The following is a 23,128-nucleotide window of genomic DNA, read 5'->3' as shown; positions in this document are numbered from 1 at the left end:
CGACTATGCATAACACATTTACTCGTTTATTAAAAATCGAGTTAAAAAAGGCTATTAAAAATAAATTTTTTTTAATCACCTTATTAACTGCAAGTCTATTTGCGCTGCTAAGTGCGTGGTATAGGATTGATTCTTATTTTTATTTCTATCACGGGGGTCCGAATCTTATGATCACGGGAAATCCTATGATAGAAGCTTCTTCCCTTTTTAACCATTGGATCGGTGGAGAAGGCTTTTCTCTTGGGTTTACACTCTTTTTCACATTACTTCCGCTTATCGCAGCTCTTCCGTATGGCTGGTCTTACTTTATCGAAAATAAAAGTGGCTATGTAAAGACAGTTGTGACACGATGCAGTAAGTGTCACTATTATTTATCAAAATATTTGGCAACCTTTACAGCCGGCGGTCTAGTCGTGCTAATACCGCTTCTAGTGAACTTTTTACTTGTTGCATGCTTTGTACCGGCCATTACACCTTCCACGGAGTATATCTTGTATTACCCGGTACTCCACGGTTCCTTATGGTCCCAATTGTTTTTTACCCATCCAGTCATATTTGTTATTCTCTATCTCATTTTAGATTTTATTTTTGCTGGTTTATTCGCAACAATGAGTTTGGCCATCACTTTTTTTATAAAAAACAGAATCGCCGTTATTTTAATTCCGTATCTTCTCATAATGATTTTACACTATAGCCGCACGTTCTTAACGTACAAATTTTATTATGAAATTTCACCGCTTCACTTTTTACATTCGACTAGTATAGTGAATCCAACCAACGTATGGATTATATTAGGCCAAGGGTTGCTCTTTTTCGTGCTGACCTTCGGAATAACGATGAAATTAGGTGTGAAACGTGAGGTTTACTAGACTATTAAAATACGACTTGAAAAATGGGTTTCTGCTCGGAGCAGTAAAGCTGTTCGTCCTTGTACTCTTAGTCATAGCTTTTTGTATTGATTTTTATTTACGAAAAAGTAATACATATATCTTTGAAGAGAGTACCCCAGCAGGAACGTTTATCGACTATATATTTTATATTCTTGCGGGCGAGAAAGAGTATATCCCTTCAAGGACGGAAGCCTTTACCTTTCCGGTGAAATGGTTTCTCCTTCATCTTTTTATATTTTACAGCACGCTTCACTACCCTTATCGGGATTTATCGTCTTTAGGGTTAAATATTTTAGTTCGAACGAAAGGACGAATTGCCTGGTGGATTTCTAAAAGCATTTGGAATGTTTGCTATGTTTTGGCTATGTATGCAGTAATCTTTCTAACTGTCGTTGTTTTTTGTTTAATTATGCAAGAGCCGATCACATTAGATATTACCAGTCGGTTTGTGCAGGATCTTTTAGATGCAGGAAGTCCGTTTGACTCATTCTCTAATAAGCTCGTCTTAATTATTCTATTATTCCCGTTATTGATTTCACTCAGTTTAAATCTATTACAGATGACACTTGTCCTGTTCATCAAACCATTGTACAGCTTTGGTGTGATGGCTGTTATTATGTTGTCCTCGGCTTATCTTCTTACACCGTTTCTTCCGGGAAATTATGCGATGCCGATTCGTAGTGAACATGTTGTCGACAATGGTGTAAGTGCTAGTGGCGGTATAATCATGTTTTTGATTTTAGTTTCTGTCTCATTTATTGTAGGCAGTCTCTATTTTCGGCGCTACGATATTTTGCATGATGAATAATGGAATAGCAATTTAACAATCTAGGAAAAAGAGGTATATATTATGACAACGATCCAAATAGAAAGGGTAACAAAAAAAATAAAAGGTGTTACGGTCATCAATGATGTTTCTATGACGCTTTCCTCTGGAATGGTTACTGGATTACGCGGTGTAAACGGTTCAGGAAAAACAATGCTGATGCGCCTGATTGCCGGTTTAATCTTACCGACAGAAGGGACAATCAAAATCGATGGAAAGATCCTTGGTAAAGATCTCACATTTCCAGAAAGCATTGGAATTTTACTTGAAAATCCTGCTTTTTTAGACTCTTATTCTGGATTTCAAAATTTAAAAATGCTAGCCTCCATCCGTAATGAGATTGACGATACACGAATTAAGGAAGTTCTAACGCAGGTTGGTCTTGATTCAGATAGCGGCAGAAAGAAATATAAAAAATATTCTTTAGGGATGAAGCAGCGCTTAGGTATTGCTGGTGCGATCATGGAGCAGCCCGAGATTGTTATTTTAGATGAACCGACGAATTCATTAGATACAAATGGCGTTGAGCGGGTCAAACAAATTGTCCTTCAAGAAAAAGAACGTGGAGCCGTCGTCATTATTGCCTGCCATGATACGGACATCTTAGACGAATTAGCCGATGATATTCATTATTTAGAAAATGGTACATTGGTAAAATCAACAGCGAGGAGCCAAAGAACATGAAAAAGATACTCATTGGTATAGTATCCATTGTTCTCCTTGTCATTGTGGGTGTTCGGATTTGGTATGTGAATAAGGATGTCGACATTGCCCCTGTTTATACTTATAAAATGGGGGAGGAAGTAGCGATCGAAGAGGACTTTTTTCTGGATGATTATGAAGACATGAATGGCTATACGGTTACCGTTAATAATGCTGAGATTATGTCATATGAGGAGTTTCTAGCAAAATATCAATATGAGGAAAGTGAAGATTCCCCATTATTTGAAGACGGTGATATGTTATTCCCGGAAATGGTTTATGAGTTACACCTCACCGTTAAAAATACGAATCCAACAGAAGATATATATGACGATAGTGGCATAGCTTTTTTGAATTATCATTTAACAGGCACAGATTTCTTATTGCAAATTAGTCGCCAATTGTACGAAGTGGCTCAACCAAATTTGGAAGTGAATATGATGATGAGTTTTCGTTTGCGTCCGGAAACTGAGATGGATTTTTATCTGCCTTTTTATTTTCAACCGTCAGCGAAAAGTATGCCAATTCAAGTGGAAGATATTATGAATGATGATCTATATCTTGTCGTCTCAAAATATCCGAATGCAAAAAGGATTTTGATTAAGTGATTTGAAAGATTATAACCTTTGGAGTTTATATCCAATCATTTAAGCCCTGAAATTGCTCACAGGCAATTTCAGGGCTATACTAGATGCAGTGAAACCTTCATTTCCTCTCGCAACACAAAATTCCAACCATCGTCATTTTTCGCTGAAAAGATTGAAGAGGCAGAAATAAATGTTATAATGGGGATAGGCAACTATATATAATTTTATATCTTTTGGAAAGCGGTTTCATAAATTGTAAATAAATTTTTGTAAGAAGGGCATATGAACAATGATCTTCTCTTTATTCTTTTTTTTAGTAGAGTTATGTGCTATTTTTGCAGCATTATTTTTCACGCTTAAAATTCGTCCAACCGTCCTGATCGTAACTGCAGGAATGATTGTGATTAGTGTTCCCGCTGTTCTTTGCTACTTATTTGTAACAAAATGGCTTGGTCTCATTTATTTACTTATCTCAACAATTGGTTTCTTTTTCTTTTATACTAAGAAGTTGCGAGTTTTATTGGATGTATTCATTTTAGCTATTGTAATTATTATTTCTGAAACTATTTCGCAGAATATTAAGTTTAGTATTTTCTCACATGACTCACCAATTGCGATCGGAACCAGTATTATTCTTTTTCTTTTGTTTTTTGCGTTTTTCATTTACCTTTATATTTTATTTATTCAAAAGATATGGGATTCGATTGCAATCCCTGTAGCGAGTCAACTCTTAATCATTACGATTTCTTTCATTACTGTCGCAATCGTAACGTTAAATCTTTTTATATCATTAAGTCTTAATCTATATTCAACTGCAATGTTCAATCTACTTATTCAAGCTATATATTTTGCTTTAATATTAATATTCACTTTTTTACTGTTACGTACTAGTAAAAAAATGAATATCTTGAAGCAAAAAGAAACGGAGCGAGAACAACTTTTGCAATATATGCAGTCACTGGAAAGAATTAACAAGGACATGCAAAGCTTTCGGCATGACTATCAAAACATTTTACTCACCATGCAAGGTTATATCAATCAGAATGATATCGATGGACTAAAGACATACTTTAATGATCGGATCGTTAAAGTAGAAAATAGAACTATACAAAATAATTATCTTTTTAATCAATTAGATATGATTAAGATCGTTGAACTAAAAGGACTTCTTTCATCGAAAGTTCTATTGGCGGAGGAGTGGGGGATTGATATAAATGTTGAAGTACCTGAAACCATTCAAGCGGTAGAGATGAATATTATCGATTTAACACGAATGGTCGGTATTTTAATGGATAATGCTATTGAAGCTTCTGCCGACTTAAAAGATGGCCAGCTAAAAATAGCTTTTTTGAAAAAAGTCGATCATTCTCTATTAATTATTTTTGAAAACCGGATCGGTCATGAATCTATAAATATGGAAAGACTCTTTGAGGCAGGTTATTCTTCAAAGGGGACAGGTCACGGAATGGGATTAGGATTAGCAACTGCTCGAAAAATTGTCAACGATTATCCGAACATTACAATGAATACTAGAATTGAAAACGGCTTCTTTATCCATGAAGTTGAAATTTCAGAAGCATTACAAAAAAAGTATTCAGCCGCTAATAATCCCGTATTGACTAGAAGGAGTCCGAGGGAACAACTGCAACTAAAAGCCCGAAGATGGTCAAAAATGTTCTAGTTAGCTTTTTTGAGAGTGAAAACGGATGAAGAAATACACGTCTGAATGTGAAATAGAATGCGTAATATATATATTTCTCCCATCTTTCATGACGTACAAAAGCTTTTTAAAGAGGAGTGATATGGTGAAAGTTATCATTTGTGAAAATGAACCCGAGCATCGAGAATTCTTAAGATCGGTCATCTCTCAATATGCGATGTTTAATGAACCAAGCATTGAAATAGCTTTAACTGCCTCTAAGCCCGAAGAAGTTTTAGATTATTTACATGATCATCGAGCAGATTGCTATTTTTTAGATATTGAACTCGATTCTTCTATAACAGGAATGGATTTGGCTAGCAAGATTCGCGAACATGATCCTTTTGCAGATATTATATTCTTTTCTATGCATGCAGATAAGTTGAAGTTAACGTTTAAATACAAATTGGCTGCACTTGATTTTATTGTCAAAGAGCATATTCAGCTATCTGAGCAGGTGATCGAAGCGCTGCAAGCTTCTTTTTTAAAGTATCAGCAACTTGGAAATAAAGATGGGACCAAATTTATCCAAATTAAAATTGGTGAAAGAATCCAAAATATTCCATATGATGAGATTTACTATTTCGAAACGTCACACCAAGAACATAAAATTATCTTGCATGCAGTCAATGGCTTGTACGAGTTTTACGGGAAACTAAAAGAGTTTGAAAATATCGATAAGCGTTTTTTTCGATGTCATAAAAGCTTTCTTATTAACCTACAGTATGTGCAGAATATTAATAAGGAACAACGTAAAATCACTATGACTAATAATAAAGTATGCTGTGTGTCCTTTCGAAAAATGAAAGATCTCCAAGCAAAAATAGTCAGTGTTAAGATACCCGATAAAATTGTAGGTTAATCATGAGTGATCAATGTATTAACGATGCCTCCCCCGATGCAAAGCTTCAATAGTTGGGCGAGGCACTATTTTTTTCCTTTAACTTTCTGTTTATTATTACCTAAATCCGAACTTGCAGAAGGAAAACCGTAGAAAACGGAGAAGTAATGGAATATAATATTTAACATTTTTTTCTAGAATTACTTATTGTTTATAGGAAAATCTATAAGAAGGGTTTATAAGATACTGTAGTTAAAGATAGGGGAGAAGTGGATGGATTCACTTTGGCTCGAGTATGCTTGGGCATTGCTAATTTTGATCGGATTGGAAGGATTATTATCAGCTGATAATGCCTTGGTACTGGCAGTTATAGCTAAACATTTACCCGAAGAGCAGAAAAAGAGAGCTATCAATTACGGAATCCTTATGGCTTTCGCATTCCGATTTGTTGCACTTTTTGCCATCTCTTTTATTGCTAATGTCTGGCAGATCCAGGCGATTGGCGCAGCTTATCTTCTTTATCTTGGATTGAAGCATATCGTTCAGGCAAGATTCGGGAAAGCAAATAAAAATATTCATAAAGATGCTGAAAAGGAATCGGCTGGAAAAGGTTTCTTACCAACAGTGGGAAAGATTGCGTTAGCTGACCTTGCATTTGCCATTGATTCGATTTTAGCTGCGGTCGCCCTTGCGCTTGGTCTTCCAGATTCACCACTTGGCGATTTCGGTGGGATGGATGGAGGACAGTTCATTGTTGTTCTTCTTGGAGGTATTGCTGGTCTCATCCTAATTAAGTTTGCTGCTACTTGGTTTGTGCAACTTCTTAAAAAACGTCCGGCATTGGAAACGACAGCATATGCTATCGTTGCTTGGGTTGGTGTCAAACTTGCGATCATTACGCTTGCACATGATGACATTGGCATATTAGACCATGATTTTCCTCATAGTACAACCTGGACTCTGATCTTTTATGGAGTGTTAGTCGGAATAGCCTTACTCGGCTGGTTTGCACCTAGCAATAAGTCAATAACTACAAAAAATGATTTTTAAGTGAGCCACTGATAAAAGGTGCCTATCATCATGTCATTTTGTTTTTGTGAGACATGGTAACAGGCACCCTTTTGATAGGGGATTATTTATTAGTGGTAACGTAAGAATAGATCAATTAAGAATCATTTAGCCACATACTATATCGTGACTCTACTCATTTTTCATTTCAGTTTTTGACAACTCTTGTTTATTTGATTCAAAGTAGTCTTTCAATTCATCCTCTGCACTCGTTTCGGTCAAAGGTACATTTGCGCGATAGGCTGCTCGACAAATAACATGGGCGGCCACTGGTGCTGTTAAAAAGACAAAGATAATCCCTAAAATTAATCGGATACTAAAATAGCCTTCAGAAATAAGAAAATAAAGTTGTGTTCCGATTAAAATAGCTAATACTCCTAAAGTCGAACTTTTTGAAGCAGCGTGTGAACGTGTATAAACATCAGGCAATCGGACTAATCCGACAGAACTAATTAAACAAATTAAAGTTCCAATAAAAATAAATGCCCCTGCAACGACCTCAGCGCTTTCGTTCAATGACAACACCTCTTTCGAGAAATCTGGCAAAAGCGATTGTCCCAATAAACGACAGAATACCAATTAACAAAATTAACTCAAAAAATGCATGGGTATCTAGGAATACCGAGAAAATCGCAATTCCTGCAATTAAATTAATTCCAATTGCATCAAGTGCTTGAACACGATCCGCATTGGATGGTCCTCGAACAACCCGAAATATATTTAAAAGAATGGCCGTAGTTAGTATACAAAGGGATAAAATCATAAAAATATTAAACATATTTTCTTGTCACATCCTTAATAGCACGTTCGAAGATCTTTTGTGATTTTAAAACGGAATTTTTCGATTCAGGAATATCCATTGCATGAACGTACAAACTTTTTGAATCAGGAGTAACCTCCATGACGACTGATCCAGGGGTTAAACAGATAAGTAATGAAAGCAAAGTAATCTCTAGATCTCCTTCTAAATCAGGATCAAGTCGAAAAATCCCAGGGGTAATATTAATTTTAGGGCGGAGCACTTGCCTCATAACAACAATACCTGAACTAATTAATTCTCTTATGAACACAAAAAGCAATTTTAAGACAGCCCATACTAAAAATAAATAAAAGGGCTTTTGAAAAAAACGGCGGATAAAGAACAAAATTAATATACCGACAATATAACCGCTTAAGAAAGTAAGAAATTTCCATTCATCTTGGAAAAACATCCAAAGAAAAGCAATAAATATGTTAACTAATATTTGAAATGGCAAAGCTGTTCTTCCTTTCTTCTCTTATTTCAAACATGGCCGTATCTCGTTCTGAAACAGCTCATTTGTAAATCTACGGAATTTCATTTCCTTTAAAAACCGCATCAATATATAGTTGCGGATTCATTAATCCGTCCACCGCATTTTCCAAATAAGAATTAATGAATTCAGGACCTAGTCCTAAAGCGATTGTTAATATAGTTAAAATTGCGATAGGAAGTATGGTCCCCTTTGTTGTACCTCGTTCTTCTTCCTCACTTAATAAAGTTTCTCCCCAGAATGTATTCATGAAGATCTTCATGACCGAGTACAAAATCATCAAACTTGAGATGAGACCAATCGCACCTAACCAATAGTAATCTGATTCAAAGGCTCCTCTTGTAATAAACACTTTACCGATAAATCCGCTTAATGGCGGAATTCCAATCAAAGAGAGGGAAGCAATAAAGAACATCCAGCCTAAGTAGGGATGGGTGCGAATTAATCCACTCATCTCTTTTAAGTTGCTCGTACCAGTTAAATAAACAATCACTCCGCCAATGAGGAACAGAAGTGCCTTAACGATCATGTCATGGATGATATAATAAATCGAACCTAGACTCCCATAATTTGAGAAAGTAGCTAGTCCAGCTAATATAAACCCTGCACCAATAATAACGTTGTAAGTGAGAATTTTATTAATATCCCACGTTCCAATGGCACCAATACCACCCAAAATCATTGTTAATGCCGCTAATATCCCAATAAATAAATGGGTGATTGCAGGCTCATGATAGAAAATTAAGGTAAACATGCGAATGATAGCATAAATCCCAACTTTTGTTAAAAGAGCTGCAAATAAAGCGGAAACAGCCGTTGGTGGAACACTGTAAGAACCAGGCAGCCAGTAAAACAAGAATAATCCGGCTTTAATTCCGAAAACAAGTAAAAACAAAATAGCAATTGTTGTAATAAAACCATCTTGTCCTGCTTCCGCAATCCGTGTGGATATATGAGCTAAATTTAATGTCCCTGTAATTGAGTACATATAAGCAATTCCAACAAGAAAGAACGCAGAAGATAATACATTAATGATGACGTATTTCATTGTTTCTCTTAGCTGGATTTTTTTGCCACCCAATGATATTAGTACATAGGAAGCAACTAAAAGAACTTCGAAGAATACGTATAAATTAAATAAATCACCTGTTAAAAAGGAACCATTCACACCAGTAATTAGGAATAAAAATAATGGATAGAAATAATGATCTTCTCTTTTTTGGCCGATTGTTTTAAAAGCAAATAGTAAGCAGCAGATCGACACGATACTCGTTGTTAAGATAAGCAACACAGAGAGCATATCTGCAACTAAGCCAATCCCATAGGGTGCCTGCCAGCCGCCTAATTGTAAGGTTTGAATCCCTTGTTTGTTAATCTTAGCGATGATGATAACAGAAATACCAGCTACAATCGTTAGAACAATTATACTAAGTGCCCGTTGGAGGCGAATGTGATGTCGTAATAAGATAAATATAAGTCCAGCTATTAACGGCAAAATAACTGGCCATATTAGTAGGTTATTCATTTTCATTTCCCCTCAATTGATTCATATCATCTGTACCATGAATTTTATAGGTACGGTAGCTTAAAACGAGTAAAAAAGCGGTGACTGCAAAATTAATTACGATTGCCGTTAAAATTAGAGCCTGTGGAATCGCATCTGTAAACTTTGAAATGGTTTCAGAAAGAAGTGGCGGTCCACCAGTTTTAAGTCCACCCATTACCATGATCATTAAATTTACAGCATGACTAATAATGGAGAGACCTAGTATAATGCGCAGCATTTGATTGGATAAAATCAAATAGGTGCCAATGGCAAATAATACGCCGATAACAATTGCGACTAACGTTTCCATTAAAGATCATCCTCACTTATGCTAGTAATTATCGTTATAGCAGTACCGATTACTGCAAAAGCGACTCCGATATCAAATAAAACCGCCGTAGCTAGTTCGGTGTCTCCGAAAACGGGAATGTTAAAGTAATCAAATGCTTGTTCTAAAAATGCATCGCCGATGATCATTCCTCCGATTCCTGTTAACACAGCAAGTAAAACGCCAAAGGCCGCCATCTTCTTATAATCAATCGGTAAATTTTTCTTAACAGTTTCTATGTCAAAAGACAAATAGAGAAGTACAGTACCAGCTGCAGTTGTTAATCCACCGATAAAACCGCCTCCTGGAAAATGATGACCTGCCCAAAAAAGGTCAATAGAAAAGGTAAATATAATCACAGCAGCAATTTTTGTGACCGTATGCAATATGACATCATTAGGTTTAGGTTTCATCTACATCACTTCCTTTTAACCGAAGCTTAATCAATGTGTAAACACCTATACCAGCAATAAGTAATACCGATATTTCCAACATCGTATCAAAGCCTCTAAAATCGACTAATATCGCATTTACAATATTTTTTGCTCCTGCTAATTCATAGGCATTCTCGAAAAAGTCCGTAATAGGTTTAAATAACTTATGGCCGGAAGCTGTTAACGTTAGGATGGTCACGATCAATCCGACACTAATGGACACAACGAGATTCATGACTTTAAACTTTATTTTTTCTACTCTTTTTCCTAATTTAGGTAGATGGTAAAAACATAGTAAAAATAAAGCCGTCGTTGCTGTTTCAACAACCATTTGTGTTAAAGCCAAGTCTGGTGCCCGCAAAATGACAAATAACATGACCATAAGATAACCAACTGCTCCCAACGAAACGATAGCCGCAATTCTATTTTTCGTTAAAAGGGTAGCAAAGGCTGCGATTACCATTGCTAATAGTATACCGACATCGTAAATCGTAATATCGGCATCATTAGAAAAGTCGAAGGCGACAGCATCAAAATAGATTAAAAATCCTGATAAAACGACGACAATAAAAACAAAAATATAGATTAAATAGTGGCGAATAGACCCTGTCATATATCGATTTGTGAAGGAAACAGAACTTTGTTCCATTTTATCAATACCCGTATTGTACAAATTATTTAAGCTAAACCTTTCTGGAAAAAATCTAAAAAACAAATTCCATTTCTTGATTGAAAGAACTAATAATAATCCAAAGAACACGACACCAATTGTCATTAGAAGTTCTGTATTCCATCCATGCCAAGGCTTAATTTCATAAGTAAAACTATCAAGATTCCATATCGGAATAACAGAAATTAAAGCGGGATTTAAAATATATTTAGCAAGGATATTTGGGAAAAAGAAAATTAAAACAACTAAAGAAGCTAAAATAATAGGAGGGATGAGCATTCCTATTGGTGCTTCATGCACTTGATTTTTGGGAAGTCGTTCAGGATGAAACGATCCCAGAAATGTCTTTAAAAGTAAAACTAAACAATAGATAAATGTAAATATACTGGCTATCCAAGCAATGATTGGAAAGGCAATAGTCAGAGTCTCAAAACCGAACATGTTAATTTGGGAAGTACTAAGCATTCCGGTAAAAAACATTTCTTTACTTAAAAATCCATTGAAAGGTGGTAAACCAGCCATGGAAAGACTACCAATCAAAGCAATTGTAAAAGTAAGAGGCATAAGGGACATTAATCCGCCTAGTCGCCGAATATCGCGTGTGCCGGTCTCATGGTCAATAATCCCAACGACCATGAACAAAGCTCCTTTAAATGTTGAATGATTAAGTAGGTGGAAGAGGGCAGCAAATATGGCAAGTGTGTACAGTTCCTGTTCATTGCCAATATCGAAATACAAGGCTGCAGAACCTACCCCGAGTAAACTCATGATTAATCCAAGTTGACTAATGGTTGAAAATGCGAGTAGCGCTTTTAAATCTGTTTGTCTTACAGCTCGTATGGATCCATAAATTAATGTAATCAAGCCAATTCCAGAAACAAGCCAAAACCAAAGGGCACTGCCACCGAAAATGGGTGTCATCCGAGCAACTAAATACAGCCCTGCTTTTACCATTGTTGCTGAGTGTAAATAAGCACTTACTGGTGTTGGAGCTTCCATTGCATCAGGTAACCAAATACTAAAAGGAAATTGGGCTGATTTTGTAAAAGCACCAAGCAGTAAAAGAATCATTGCGGGTATAAAAAGAGAGTTATCTTTCATTACGCCGGCACTTGCAATAATTTCACGTAAACTATAAGAATCGGTCATAATTGTTAACATAATCAAGCCAGCAAGCATGGCCAAGCCGCCAAATACGGTAATAAGCATAGCTTTTAACGCACCGTCGCGCGATCCTTTTCGTTCATACCAATAGGCTATTAATAAAAACGATGACACGCTTGTCAGTTCCCATAGGGCATAGAGTACTAAAATATTGTCTGAGAGAACAAGTCCTAACATGGCTCCCATAAACATTAGCAAGTAAATATAAAAATTATGAAGAGCTTCGCGTTCTTTGGACATATAAAAAATGGAATAGATAACAACTAGTACGCCCATCCCACTAATGATCAGCCCAAACATAAGAGCTAAACCATCCAAATATATATCGAAATTTATTCCTAATGATGGGATCCACGACATGGATAAAAGATAAGTTTCTCCATTGGAGATGGCAGGTAATTGCAATAGCAAACCGATAAAAATAAATAGAGGTACGATTACTACAAACCATCCAGTATGGATTTTTACACTCCACCTATTGTAAAGAAAAGGAACGAGGATTGCTGAAATAAATGGTAAAAGAATAACAAAGTGCACAAAACTCAATACGTCCACTCCTTGTGTGAAAATTCAACTTTTTAGTAAAAATGTTTGGACTGTTTAAATACTGTTATTTTCAATAATGGATTGACTCTTTCAATAGCATGAGATATAGTCATACTTAGTCTCATAATAAAGACCATTTTTTATTATAATTTTGAGGTGAATATCTTCATGGAAAGTATTAAAGGTCGTTTAGATGAATGCATACTTGTATGTGTATACTACGGCCCTAATGGCGAACGCCTTATTAAGCGTGGCTGCAAGATTGCCAATATGCTTGGGTGTCCGTTATATATTCTTACTGTTGATCAAAAGCCATTTGATGAGATGGATGCTGAAAAAACCTTTTATATAGAAAGATGGAAACAGTTAGCAAGAGAATATGATGCCATAGATTTTATGATAATGGATAATGAAAAACGGCCAGTAGCGAAAGTTATTGCTGAAATTGCCAGGGAAAAACATATTACACAAATCATACTTGGTCAAACTGCACAGAGCCGATGGGAGCAAATTACAAAAGGTTCTTTAATTAATACGTTGCTTCATGATATCCCGTTTGTAGATTTGCATATCATTTCTGTCGCCCGTTACATTCGCGATGAGAATGGTCAATTTCAAAGAGGGTGTAGAGCCTATCTAAACAAAGAAGATCAACATTATCGCTTATCCTTTAAACACTCCAAATCTGTTGACTATGAAGGGATCTTTTTTAAAGAGCAAGGCACAGATTTTGATAATGGAATTTTTAAGTTTATGAAAGATCGGGAAATGTTTCATGTGCAAGTAACCGATGGGATTGTTAAGGAATTAAAAAAGGTTGAATTAAGTGTTAACTATGAAGAGGAAGAAAATAATTCATAGTGTTAAAATGACTCTCTAAATTTTTTTGGAGGGTGTTTTTTTATGGCTATTTTCAGTAATTTAATTACACCCTTCAACTCAGCCAAATTTTTCAATGGGAGACAGACTTTCTGAGTAGCATTACCTCAATTTCCACGAAAAGCGAAACACCCGCTCGGTTCAAATTATTCTAATATTACTACACTATTACCTTCATATACATTTTTATCCTCAACTTAATCCAAATTTACGTTCTATTGGCTATAAGTTTACATCCACTTTTATAACCCTTTTTTCTGCCTTTGTGACATCGATATATTTTAGCGTTTCACTTCTTGATTTGTGATGGAATATGGCCATTAGAATAGAGATCGCAACCCCTTTTCGATAAGCGTGGTAGCCAAATGTTTTTCTAAGCGTGTGCATACCGATTTTCCCCTCAACTCCAGCTTCTTTGGCAGCACTATTTATTATCCGATATGCTTGCTGACGTGTGACGGGTTTTTCATTTCTTTTCGATTTGAACAAATAATCAGATTGTTTTAATTCGCTATTTTTTAAATATCTTTCCAAAGCAATTTGAATTCGATTATTTAAGTAGAAGGTATTTTGCTCACCACTTTTTCTATCAGGAACTATGAGAAATTCTTTCCCTTGATTTCCATCCCAAACATTCTCAACCTTTAGAACTAATAAATCTTGGATTTTGATTCCAGTATTGATTCCTAATACAAATAAAACATAGTCTCTAAGCGACGCCTTCTTCAATATCCTTTTAATAGCATTAATTTTTTCAATATCCTTTACAGGAACAACATATTCCATATGATATACTCTCCATTTATGTTACATAACGTCATAATATCATAGATTAAGTAACATCACAATAATTTAAATTCTCGTTATCGAGGTTTTTTCTTAGGTATAAAGATTAGATAGAAAGTCATTTTTTGTTTTTGAATAGGAAGTTTTCCAGGAGAAAGTGAGGTTATTCTGTTATAATAGATTTCACTGCCCATTAGTATAAATAGAACTATAGTAGCCGAAAAATTCTGTATTGAATGGAGTGAAATATATGGATTTCATTAGTAACTTGCTACTAGATTTTGAAATGGATCCTACTTTAGTAAAGTATCTTTCCATTTTTCTTATGATCCTTTTTATCGCACTCCTTTGTATTGTGGCTAATTTTATTACGAAAAAGGTAGTCATCAGGATCATTTCTCATATTTTGACAAAGCATAATATTAAGTGGGGGAATATTCTTTTGGAAAGAAAGGTTTTTCGGAAGATCTCCCATATTGTTCCCGCAATTATTATTTATTACTTTTCATCAACGTTTCCAACTTATCAACATTTGATAGAAAAGGGTGCGAACACCTATGTAATTATTGTGGGCTTAGCGATTATAAATAGTTTGTTGAATGCAATTAATGACATTTATCAAACGTATGAAATATCTAAGATGAAGCCAATTAAAGGATATATTCAAGTTATTAAAATTATCGTAATCATATTTGGTTCGATCCTTGTTGTGGCCAACTTAATCGGGAAAAATCCGCTTCTTCTTCTAAGTGGAATTGGGGCTCTCTCAGCCGTACTCATGTTAGTTTTTAAAGATTCGATATTAGGTCTTGTTGCAGGAGTTCAGTTAACTGCCAACGACATGGTTCGGGTTGGCGATTGGATTGAAATGCCTAAATATGAGGCAGATGGAGACATTATTGATATTTCTTTAAACACTGTAAAAGTACAAAATTGGGATAAAACCATTACGATGATTCCAAGTTATGCGCTCATATCCGATTCTTTTAAAAACTGGAGAGGAATGCAGGCTTCCGGGGGGAGACGAATAAAGCGATCATTATTTGTCGATACAAATAGCATTTCATTTTGTTCAACCGAAATGATTGAGAACTTTAAACATATTCACTATCTGGCAGACTATATCATCAGCAGGGAAGCAGAAATTGCGGAGTACAATACGAAGAATGAAATTAATAATGATAATCGTGTAAATGGAAGGGCGCTTACCAACATTGGAGTTTTTAGGGCGTATATTAGTAATTATCTTCAGCATCATGCTGGGATCAATCAAGATATGACTTTAATGGTGCGACAATTGGCACCTAGTGAACATGGGTTGCCCATTGAAATCTATGCGTTCACAAATGATGTAAGATGGGCTGTGTATGAATCGACGCAAGCTGATATTTTTGATCATCTTTTTGCAGTGGCTCCGGAGTTTGGACTCCGATTATTCCAAAATCCTTCTGGGCATGATTTGAAAAATATTGTGGAACAATCGCGCAATGCAATTAAGGAGAGGGAGCATTAAAGACTTACTTTTTCAAAAGAGGTTCGAATGTGACGTTCGAACCTCTTTTCATTTAAAGCAGATTTTGTTATTTCAAAGAAAATTAACTATAATATGGTAATGAATGTAGTTTTATGTCGGAAGGAGAAGAAGTCTTTGACGTGGGATATTCTTAACATCATTGGGACGCTTGCTTTTGCGATTAGTGGAGCGCTTGTCGCCATCGAAGAGGATTATGATATATTAGGAGTTTTCATTTTAGGTTATACAACTGCATTTGGTGGAGGTTTGATCCGTAACCTTTTAATAGGTATTCCAATAGAAAACATATGGCAACAACATTTGTTATTTGGAGTTGCCTTTCTAGTGATCGCTGCCGTTTTCGTACTTCCAGCAAAATGGATGAAAATTTGGATAAAATGGATAGTATTTTTTGATGCCATTGGGTTAGGAGCTTTTGCCATTCAGGGTGCTAGATATGCAGTATCTATTGACGCGCCGCTCATTGCAGTCGTTATCGCTGCTACATTGACAGGCGCAGGCGGTGGAATGTTGCGCGATGTATTTGCAAGAAGAAAACCAATGATATTTCATTCTGATATATATGCCTTATGGGCTGCATTAGCGGGGCTAGCCATTGGATTAGGGTTGTTCCAGAATCCCTATTCAACCTATTTCCTACTAATCTTAATTGTTCTTTTTAGAATGTTATCTGTTTACTATAATTGGAATTTACCTCGAAAAGTTAATTGGAATCGTCCGGGCAGCATTCGCGAAAATAAGTCGAAGGAAAATAGGCGGATGATTGTTTGAGAGAATTACTGTTTGGAAAAAGATAATTCAAATTATACCCTTTTATTGAAAAGGTATAATTTTTTGAAAAATATAAGTTGAAAACAATTTTAAATAAAATGGCAAGAGAGTGTACAAAAAAAGGAGACCACTGAAAAACTAGTGCTTATTAAAATTAAACCTTTTACACAAACAATGAGCAGCCCGAATATACGTAGACTCTTGCGGGAAGTGAGAGTTCGGTAAGACCCCACAGGGCGTAGCCCGAGGAGGCTTGACACTCGCCCGCGGAAAAGCGAAGTATATTCGGGCTGCGGGCTTAGATAAACAACATTTTATTCAAAAGCACACTCTCTTTTGTAGATTATCCGCCCAAAACCTGTTTTACCGAACATCGGCTGCACTGACTACCCTTTGATTTCTTTAAGAAACTGTTCAATTGTTGCATGTACAGTCAAGCAGCCAAGATTTCCTTCATTTCGTTTTCTTAGAGCTAAAGTTTGGTTCCCTACTTCGTTATCACCGATAACAATCATATAAGGAATCTTTTGTTTTTCCGCTTCTCTAATCTTCAATCCGACTTTTTCTGTCCGTGAATCGACTTCAATCCGTAATCCAGCTCTGTCTAATTCAGATTTCACGAATTTTGCATAATCAATATGTGAATCTGTAATAGGTATTATTTTTGCCTGTACAGGCGCTAGCCAAAGCGGGAATGCCCCAGCAAAATGTTCAATTAGAATTGCCATAAAACGTTCCAGTGAACCAAAGATAGCTCTATGAATCATGACCGGAAGATGCAGTTTATTATCCTCACCTACATAGGAACAATTAAACTTTTGAGGCATTTGGAAATCTAATTGGACAGTACCACATTGCCAACTTCTTCCAAGTGAATCTAAAATATGGAAATCAATCTTTGGACCATAAAAAGCACCATCCCCATCGTTAATTTGGTAATTAAGCCCTTTACGATCGAGGACAGATTTCAATGCCATTTCGGCTTCATCCCAGATTTCCTCAGAACCCATGAATTCACTAGGTCTTGTAGAAAGCTCTAACTTATAATCAAAACCAAAATGGGAATAAAAATCACTAATTAATTCAAGAATTTTATCAATTTCTGATTCAATTTGATCCACCCGAACAAATAAGTGTGCATCGTCTTGAGTAAAAGAACGAACTCTTAACAGTCCGTTTAAAGAACCAGAAAGTTCATGTCTGTGTACTAACCCAAGTTCTGCGAAACGGATCGGTAACTCACGGTAACTTCTTCGTTTGTTATTAAAAATTAATAAAGCACCAGGGCAATTCATTGGCTTAATCGCATAATTTTGATTATCAACTTCGGAAAAGTACATATTTTCGTGGTAGTGGTCCCAATGGCCGGATTGTTCCCAAAGTTCCTGTTTCATCATAATCGGTGTTTTAATTTCCTGATAACCTGCGTGTTGGTGCTTTCTTCTCCATAGGTTTTCAAGTTCATTTCGAATGATCATCCCTTTTGGTAAGAAAAAAGGCATTCCTGGCGCTTCTTCCATTGATGCAAAAAGTTCTAATTCTTGACCTAATTTACGATGATTTCTTTTTTCTGCTTCTAGCTGATTAGACATTTTAAATCCTCCTAATGTTAATTTGAAAAAAAAAGACCGCACTCCTCCCTATAGTAGGGACGAGTGCGGTCGTGGTTCCACCCTGATTTCATAAAACAAAGTTCTATGCTCAAAAAGATAACGGATTTACCGATTATAGATACTTTGACTGATCTCATTTCCCTATAATAACTTCAAGGTGGTAAACCATCCGCTTTTCTTCAGGGCTTGCAGCCAATGACCCTGTTCTCTAGTAAAGAAAAGTACGAACGATTCATGTCCTTTTCAACGCAAAAAATATTAATTTGTATAAAAAAACCGCACTCCTCCCAATAATAGGGACGAGTGCGGTCGTGGTACCACCCTAATTTCAAAAACATACGATGAGTATGTTTGTTGCTCGAAAAGATAACGGATTTACCGATTATAGATACTCTAATTAAAATATTTCCCTACAATAGCTCCAAGGTGGTAAATCAATCGCTTTTTCTTCGAGGTTTTCAGCCAATGACCTCGTTCTCTAGTAAAGAAAAAATACGATGATTCATGTCCTTATCATAACTTGATTAGATTTGTTAATTTTATTGATGATAATTTTAATACACAAAATTGAAAAAAACAAGTGTCTTTAATAAATATTTTAGATTGCAAGCTAATTGGTTAACTCATAATAAAAAACCCAATTGCTTCTTCGCAATTGGGTTAAACGATAGTTATTGATAGACTTTAACTTTTACAGTTCGAACTCCCCAGTTAAGGGCCTTTTTCGTAGTAGGCACATGCAGGTCGATTTTATGTCCTTTTATTGCGCCGCCTGTATCTCCAGCGATGGCTTCACCGTAACCTTCTACCCACACTTTTGTGCCGAGCGGAATAACTTTTGGATCGACCGCAATGACTTTTGCATTCCGATCATTATTTAAGTTAATTCCAGTAGCCGTAATTCCGGAACAACCTGTACAATCAGCAGTATAAGCTGTTGCCTTTACAGTTAAAGTTTTGTAGTCGGACTGTTTGTTTTCTGTATTTTCCTTTTTTGATGTTGGTCCCGCTAGATTTAATTTTTGATCAGGAAAAATTAAATCTGATGTTAAGTTGTTCCAGTTTTTTAAATTAGATACACTTGTTTCATGATTCATGGCAATTTTCCAAAGTGAATCGCCTTTTTCTACATTATATATAGTAGCTGCAGAAGAAGCTCCTGCGAAACTAAATAAAAGAATACTAGTAGTAATGATGGAAAAAATGATCTTTTTCATTTGAACTCTCCTTTACTATCAATCATGAGGTTAGTATAACAGTAGAATATGACAGACCGATTTCAAGGAGATACTAGTTCTATTACAGTTCTTTTTCAATGTACTTTATTCATTTTTTATAAGGCTATCTATTTAACAACTAAAAAGAATCCATATCACCATTAGGACTGGATTCTTTGATTTAAATTGTAGATTTCTACATCGTGCTTTCCTGTCTTGGAACTTAAATATTCAATGTCGATCTTAACTTTTTTCAATTCGCTTTCAACTACCGTGAATAGATTGTTTTGTTCGTCTAATTTTCCTTCAATGTACTTAAAATGACTTCTATTTTCAATTGCATGGTTGGTAACTACTTCCTTGATATCCGAAACATCTGTCTTAATATCTTTAACTTCTGTCTTCATATCGTTAACATCTGTCTTAATATCTTTAACTTCTGTCTTCATATCGTTAACATCTGTCTTAATATCGGTAATTTCTGACCTGATATTGGAAATTTCTTTATTTGTTCCTAAAACCTCTTTTTGGATTTCTGAAACTTCTTTATTTGTTCTTAAAACCTCTTTTTGGATTTCTGAAACTTCTTCGCCTAATAGCTGGATGTCATCATCGAGTTTATCAAAACGTGAATTCATTTGTTCTATCAATTGTTTAAAAAGCTTTTCCAAAATGAAAACACCTCGCCTTTTTTCTTATTATATCATTATTTTCCCTTTAAGAATATGAACGAGGTACAAATGTTGATGACTTGGTAATCTTTTTGGGCTATACTCAAGCTAAAAAGGGGTTGGGAGATGAATTCTGTTCAGTTGCGTCCAAAAGAGAGATCTAAATTTCGGATTACTTTAGGGAAATTTGTATACACGAATAAGCGAAGAATCGAATGGTTTTTTGATTCAAAAAAATATTCTAGAACAATTCAAGAGGATTTACTTTCTTATACAGCGTTTAAACATCAAACAATCTTGATGAGACAATTGCAAGACGTTGATATGTGGTATCAGCATAATAAAGTAATTAATCTTAAAATAGCGATTAAAAAGCTATCAGGCATTACAATTCAACCTGGTGAAACATTCTCTTACTGGAAGTTAATTGGCAGACCAACAAAGAACAAGGGCTATGTCGATGGTATGGTTTTATTTTACGGAACATTCACAAAAGGGATTGGCGGCGGGCTTTGCCAACTTTCTAACCTAATATACTGGGCTACTTTACATACCCCTTTAACCGTGACAGAGAGGCATCGTCATAGCTTTGATGTGTTCCCCGATTCTAGGAGGACACAGCCATTTGGTTCAGGTGCCACTTGTTCATACAATTATTTAGATTTACAAATAAAAAATGAAACGAATGAACCGTATCAACTTTATTTGACTGTAACAGACACTCATCTTGTTGGGGAATGGCGTACGACAACACCTACCTTGCATACATATCATGTGTATGAAAAAAATCATATGATTTCTCCAGCTTATTGGGGAGGTTATTTGCGCCATAATACGATCTTCAGAAAGAAATACAATCGTCAAAAGCAACTTGTAGCGGATGAATTCATAACAGAAAATCATGCGATTATGATGTATGAACCGCTCCTGGAAAATACAAACAATTAATTGTTACAGTGTTACCAGGGACAGCCACTAGTTTTCTTGTTGGACCACTAATAAGTTCTTAAAACGAGCGAAAAATGCTTTCTTAAGTTCTGTCGACCTCAATCCCCCTAATTTTCTTGAATGGGAAGTGCTTTAATCAATTCAGCAATTTGGATCATGATATTAACGCATAGGAGACTAACCCTTCTAGATAGAACAATAGAGGTAGATCGTGTTATGGTTATATGAAGAGCAGATTTCTTAGTTCAAAGTCTATAAAGGGAGTTATCCCAGTTGTTAATGATAGAGGGGGGATCAATATTGAAATTAGTTGGAATTTCAGGAGCGCTAGCAGGTTGGAAAACAAATGTAGTTGTTAGTGAAGTGTTAAAAGCCGCGGAAGCTCTTGATTCAAACTTGGAAACAGAATTAATTGATTTGAGAGATTATGATGTTGAATTTGTTCGAGGAGAGCCATTAGCTTACTATAATGAGGATACAATGAATGTGGTTAATAAGGTGTCTACAGCGGATATGCTCCTTTTTGGTACACCGATATATCAGGCATCGCTCACTGGGGCATTAAAAAACCTTTTAGACTTTTTTCAAGTCAATGCATTTAAGGGAAAAGTGACGGGTATTGTAACAACTGGCGCAGTTGAGAAGCATTTTCTTGTATCCGAATATCAATTAAAACCTATTCTTTCTTATCTTAAAGGCTTAGTACCAACAAGTAATGTCTTCGTTCATAATGATTGCTTTGATGAAGATAATATAATTATAGATAATGATGTAACTAAGCGAATAAAGAAACTAGCTGAAGAGATGTATTTCTTACAACAAAGTATGGATAGTAAAAAGGGATAATGGGCGCCCAACCAATAGCCGAAAAAAGTAGTTATTTCTCATTATCTTTTTCTCATAAAAGATTTCCTGCGGGTTTTTGCTTTCCTCGCAGGAGTTTTTATGTATTCTGCTCATCATGTACTAGATGGGAGTGACAGAAACAAAATGAGGGCAAAATCTCTTTGCACTTTTTGATTACCACTCCACCGAAGCACCAGATATCCGCTTAACGCCGCGAATCTTCGCGATTTCCTCTACTAACTTGAGCATAGCAAGATTTTTCTGTTTCGCTTCTATCATAATGTCAAAGTCTTGGTTTAGCTCCTTGGCCATCTGTAGGAATGGCATTATAAAATCGATCGATACGAAATCCGCATGGGAACGGTATGCTTGATCAGATTTTGGTGATGATATGTGAACTTTTGGGATTGAATGAAAATGATTCCATGTGTTAAAAATACGTTGTAAATAATAGGGCAGCTCAAGATGATTTCGATTAGCCATAAAGTGATGGTAATCGAGGACCATGGGTACCTGTTCCTTTTCACAAACGATTAATGTTTCTTCAATATTATAGGTTTTATCATCATTTTCGAGAGTCATTCGATTTTTAATCTCGCCTGGCAACTTCCTAAGATTATCATGAAATTTACTTAAAGCTTGTTCTTTATTTCCATAAGCACCGCCTATATGAATATTAATTAACCCTGTATCGAGAATATTCATCGCTTTTAGCATGTTGTAATGATATTCCATATCTTTAACTGCATTCCAAGTTACTTCTTCTTTAGGACTTGTAAATAGAGTAAATTGATTTGGATGAAAGCTTGCTCTTAACTGAAATTTTTTGATGAGTTGACCAAGCTCTTCCCATTCTTTTTTTAATGGAGTGATGAAATCCCACATCACTTCCGGATGGGTTGCTAAGGGGACAAGTGAGCTTGAAAGTCGATACAGTTTGATCTCATGAGCAATGTTATAATGTAAAATTCTTGCTGTATGTTGTAAGTTGAGAGCGGTAATAGCTTTTAGTTTTTCCAATCTTTCGCTTTTAGGAAGAAGTGAATATCGAGAGAAGGTTAATGCTTTTGATGGACTTGCATCCCATAGCCCCAATGCATTCGCTACATAGCCAAAACGAATCTTCATTTATGTTCCCCTTACCATTTTTATCATTTATGCTTTGCAAAAAAGTCCTTAGTATTCAAACTAACATGATTGGAAGAACAAAAACACAAGCGCCTGATTAGCGACGTACAAATTTTTATAATAAGGATGAACGGCTAAAGAC

General features: G+C 35.7%; 24 protein-coding genes and 1 other annotated feature. Of the genes, 12 read left to right on the top strand and 12 right to left on the bottom strand.

The window, feature by feature from the left end; all coding sequences use genetic code 11:
* The first annotated feature begins 5 nt into the window (after positions 1-5).
* The 7 genes from BN1243_RS06590 (at position 6) to BN1243_RS06560 (ending at position 6,595) form a co-directional block, all read left to right on the top strand.
* Positions 6-869: a hypothetical protein gene (locus BN1243_RS06590; protein ID WP_062105422.1), complete on the top strand. Its 864-nt coding sequence runs from the start codon at positions 6-8 to the stop codon at positions 867-869.
* Positions 856-1,698: a hypothetical protein gene (locus BN1243_RS06585; RefSeq protein WP_062105421.1), complete on the top strand. Its 843-nt coding sequence runs from the start codon at positions 856-858 to the stop codon at positions 1,696-1,698. The genes BN1243_RS06590 and BN1243_RS06585 overlap by 14 nt, the downstream gene beginning before the upstream one ends.
* A 42-nt stretch (positions 1,699-1,740) precedes the next feature.
* On the top strand, positions 1,741-2,400 hold the full coding sequence (locus BN1243_RS06580; protein WP_062105420.1) for an ABC transporter ATP-binding protein: 660 nt from the start codon (positions 1,741-1,743) through the stop codon (positions 2,398-2,400).
* Complete coding sequence (locus tag BN1243_RS06575; RefSeq protein ID WP_062105419.1) at positions 2,397-3,026, top strand: DUF5028 domain-containing protein; 630 nt, start codon at positions 2,397-2,399, stop codon at positions 3,024-3,026. The genes BN1243_RS06580 and BN1243_RS06575 overlap by 4 nt, the downstream gene beginning before the upstream one ends.
* A gap of 268 nt (positions 3,027-3,294) precedes the next feature.
* On the top strand, positions 3,295-4,686 hold the full coding sequence (locus tag BN1243_RS06570; protein WP_062105418.1) for a sensor histidine kinase: 1,392 nt from the start codon (positions 3,295-3,297) through the stop codon (positions 4,684-4,686).
* A gap of 121 nt (positions 4,687-4,807) precedes the next feature.
* The gene (locus BN1243_RS06565; RefSeq protein ID WP_326569830.1) at positions 4,808-5,566 is read left to right on the top strand and encodes a LytR/AlgR family response regulator transcription factor; all 759 of its coding nucleotides are present in this window, start codon (positions 4,808-4,810) and stop codon (positions 5,564-5,566) included.
* A gap of 252 nt (positions 5,567-5,818) precedes the next feature.
* A complete protein-coding gene (locus tag BN1243_RS06560) occupies positions 5,819-6,595 on the top strand; it encodes a TerC family protein (protein WP_062105417.1) in 777 nt (258 codons plus the stop codon).
* A gap of 150 nt (positions 6,596-6,745) precedes the next feature.
* Here the strand turns inward: BN1243_RS06560 and BN1243_RS06555 are convergent, their stop codons facing one another.
* The 7 genes from BN1243_RS06555 to BN1243_RS06525 form a co-directional block, all read right to left on the bottom strand.
* Positions 6,746-7,129, bottom strand: a complete 384-nt coding sequence (locus BN1243_RS06555) for a Na+/H+ antiporter subunit G (RefSeq protein WP_154669809.1) — start codon at positions 7,127-7,129, stop codon at positions 6,746-6,748.
* On the bottom strand, positions 7,113-7,391 hold the full coding sequence (locus tag BN1243_RS06550; protein ID WP_062105415.1) for a Na(+)/H(+) antiporter subunit F1: 279 nt from the start codon (positions 7,389-7,391) through the stop codon (positions 7,113-7,115). Before BN1243_RS06550 ends, BN1243_RS06555 begins: the two co-directional genes overlap by 17 nt.
* The gene (locus tag BN1243_RS06545) at positions 7,384-7,869 is read right to left on the bottom strand and encodes a Na+/H+ antiporter subunit E (RefSeq protein WP_062105414.1); all 486 of its coding nucleotides are present in this window, start codon (positions 7,867-7,869) and stop codon (positions 7,384-7,386) included. The genes BN1243_RS06550 and BN1243_RS06545 overlap by 8 nt, the downstream gene beginning before the upstream one ends.
* Before the next feature lie 70 nt (positions 7,870-7,939).
* Positions 7,940-9,430, bottom strand: coding sequence for a Na+/H+ antiporter subunit D (locus tag BN1243_RS06540; protein WP_062105413.1), 1,491 nt, complete (start codon positions 9,428-9,430; stop codon positions 7,940-7,942).
* Complete coding sequence (locus BN1243_RS06535) at positions 9,423-9,761, bottom strand: Na(+)/H(+) antiporter subunit C (protein ID WP_062105412.1); 339 nt, start codon at positions 9,759-9,761, stop codon at positions 9,423-9,425. The genes BN1243_RS06540 and BN1243_RS06535 overlap by 8 nt, the downstream gene beginning before the upstream one ends.
* Positions 9,761-10,192, bottom strand: coding sequence for a Na(+)/H(+) antiporter subunit B (locus tag BN1243_RS06530; protein WP_062105411.1), 432 nt, complete (start codon positions 10,190-10,192; stop codon positions 9,761-9,763). Before BN1243_RS06530 ends, BN1243_RS06535 begins: the two co-directional genes overlap by 1 nt.
* Complete coding sequence (locus BN1243_RS06525; RefSeq protein ID WP_062105410.1) at positions 10,182-12,593, bottom strand: Na+/H+ antiporter subunit A; 2,412 nt, start codon at positions 12,591-12,593, stop codon at positions 10,182-10,184. Before BN1243_RS06525 ends, BN1243_RS06530 begins: the two co-directional genes overlap by 11 nt.
* 168 nt (positions 12,594-12,761) lie before the next feature.
* Here BN1243_RS06525 and BN1243_RS06520 point away from each other — a divergent pair, with 168 nt between their 5' ends.
* On the top strand, positions 12,762-13,454 hold the full coding sequence (locus BN1243_RS06520) for a universal stress protein (protein ID WP_062105409.1): 693 nt from the start codon (positions 12,762-12,764) through the stop codon (positions 13,452-13,454).
* A gap of 240 nt (positions 13,455-13,694) precedes the next feature.
* Here BN1243_RS06520 and BN1243_RS06515 read toward each other — a convergent pair whose 3' ends face one another.
* Positions 13,695-14,258 carry a tyrosine-type recombinase/integrase gene (locus BN1243_RS06515; RefSeq protein ID WP_062105408.1) on the bottom strand — a complete coding sequence of 188 codons (564 nt, stop codon included), beginning with the start codon at positions 14,256-14,258 and terminating at the stop codon, positions 13,695-13,697.
* Positions 14,259-14,508: 250 nt separating this feature from the next.
* On the opposite strand from BN1243_RS06515, the gene BN1243_RS06510 reads away from it, so the two are divergent.
* Positions 14,509-15,771 carry a mechanosensitive ion channel family protein gene (locus BN1243_RS06510; RefSeq protein WP_062105407.1) on the top strand — a complete coding sequence of 421 codons (1,263 nt, stop codon included), beginning with the start codon at positions 14,509-14,511 and terminating at the stop codon, positions 15,769-15,771.
* Positions 15,772-15,906: 135 nt separating this feature from the next.
* Entirely contained in the window at positions 15,907-16,563 is a 657-nt protein-coding gene (locus BN1243_RS06505) for a trimeric intracellular cation channel family protein (RefSeq protein WP_084781834.1), read from the top strand.
* 386 nt (positions 16,564-16,949) lie between these two features.
* Here BN1243_RS06505 and thrS read toward each other — a convergent pair whose 3' ends face one another.
* The 3 genes from thrS to BN1243_RS21565 all read right to left on the bottom strand — a co-directional run bounded on the left by thrS (position 16,950) and on the right by BN1243_RS21565 (position 20,064).
* Positions 16,950-18,155 carry a threonine--tRNA ligase gene (gene thrS, locus BN1243_RS06500; RefSeq protein ID WP_062105406.1) on the bottom strand — a complete coding sequence of 402 codons (1,206 nt, stop codon included), beginning with the start codon at positions 18,153-18,155 and terminating at the stop codon, positions 16,950-16,952.
* A 313-nt stretch (positions 18,156-18,468) separates the two neighbouring features.
* Positions 18,469-18,702, bottom strand: a binding site (T-box leader).
* A 145-nt stretch (positions 18,703-18,847) separates the two neighbouring features.
* Positions 18,848-19,393, bottom strand: coding sequence for a 3D domain-containing protein (locus tag BN1243_RS06495; protein ID WP_062105405.1), 546 nt, complete (start codon positions 19,391-19,393; stop codon positions 18,848-18,850).
* A 161-nt stretch (positions 19,394-19,554) separates the two neighbouring features.
* Complete coding sequence (locus tag BN1243_RS21565) at positions 19,555-20,064, bottom strand: coiled-coil domain-containing protein (RefSeq protein ID WP_062105404.1); 510 nt, start codon at positions 20,062-20,064, stop codon at positions 19,555-19,557.
* Positions 20,065-20,190: 126 nt separating this feature from the next.
* Between BN1243_RS21565 and BN1243_RS06485 the strand changes: the two genes are divergently transcribed.
* Positions 20,191-21,012 (top strand): VanW family protein, encoded by an 822-nt coding sequence (locus tag BN1243_RS06485; protein WP_062105403.1) that lies wholly within the window; start codon positions 20,191-20,193, stop codon positions 21,010-21,012.
* A 300-nt stretch (positions 21,013-21,312) separates the two neighbouring features.
* Positions 21,313-21,858 carry an NADPH-dependent FMN reductase gene (locus BN1243_RS06480; protein ID WP_062105402.1) on the top strand — a complete coding sequence of 182 codons (546 nt, stop codon included), beginning with the start codon at positions 21,313-21,315 and terminating at the stop codon, positions 21,856-21,858.
* Between the two features lie 174 nt (positions 21,859-22,032).
* On the opposite strand, the gene uvsE is transcribed toward BN1243_RS06480, so the two are convergent.
* On the bottom strand, positions 22,033-22,986 hold the full coding sequence (gene uvsE, locus BN1243_RS06475) for a UV DNA damage repair endonuclease UvsE (RefSeq protein WP_062105401.1): 954 nt from the start codon (positions 22,984-22,986) through the stop codon (positions 22,033-22,035).
* Positions 22,987-23,128: the final 142 nt, after the last annotated feature.

It is taken from the genome of Bacillus niameyensis (genome assembly GCF_001375535.1).
In the GTDB taxonomy this organism is placed as follows: domain Bacteria; phylum Bacillota; class Bacilli; order Bacillales; family Bacillaceae_C; genus Lederbergia; species Lederbergia niameyensis.
Note: the sequence above shows the minus strand (reverse complement) of the source record. Positions and strands in the feature narration are given on the sequence as shown.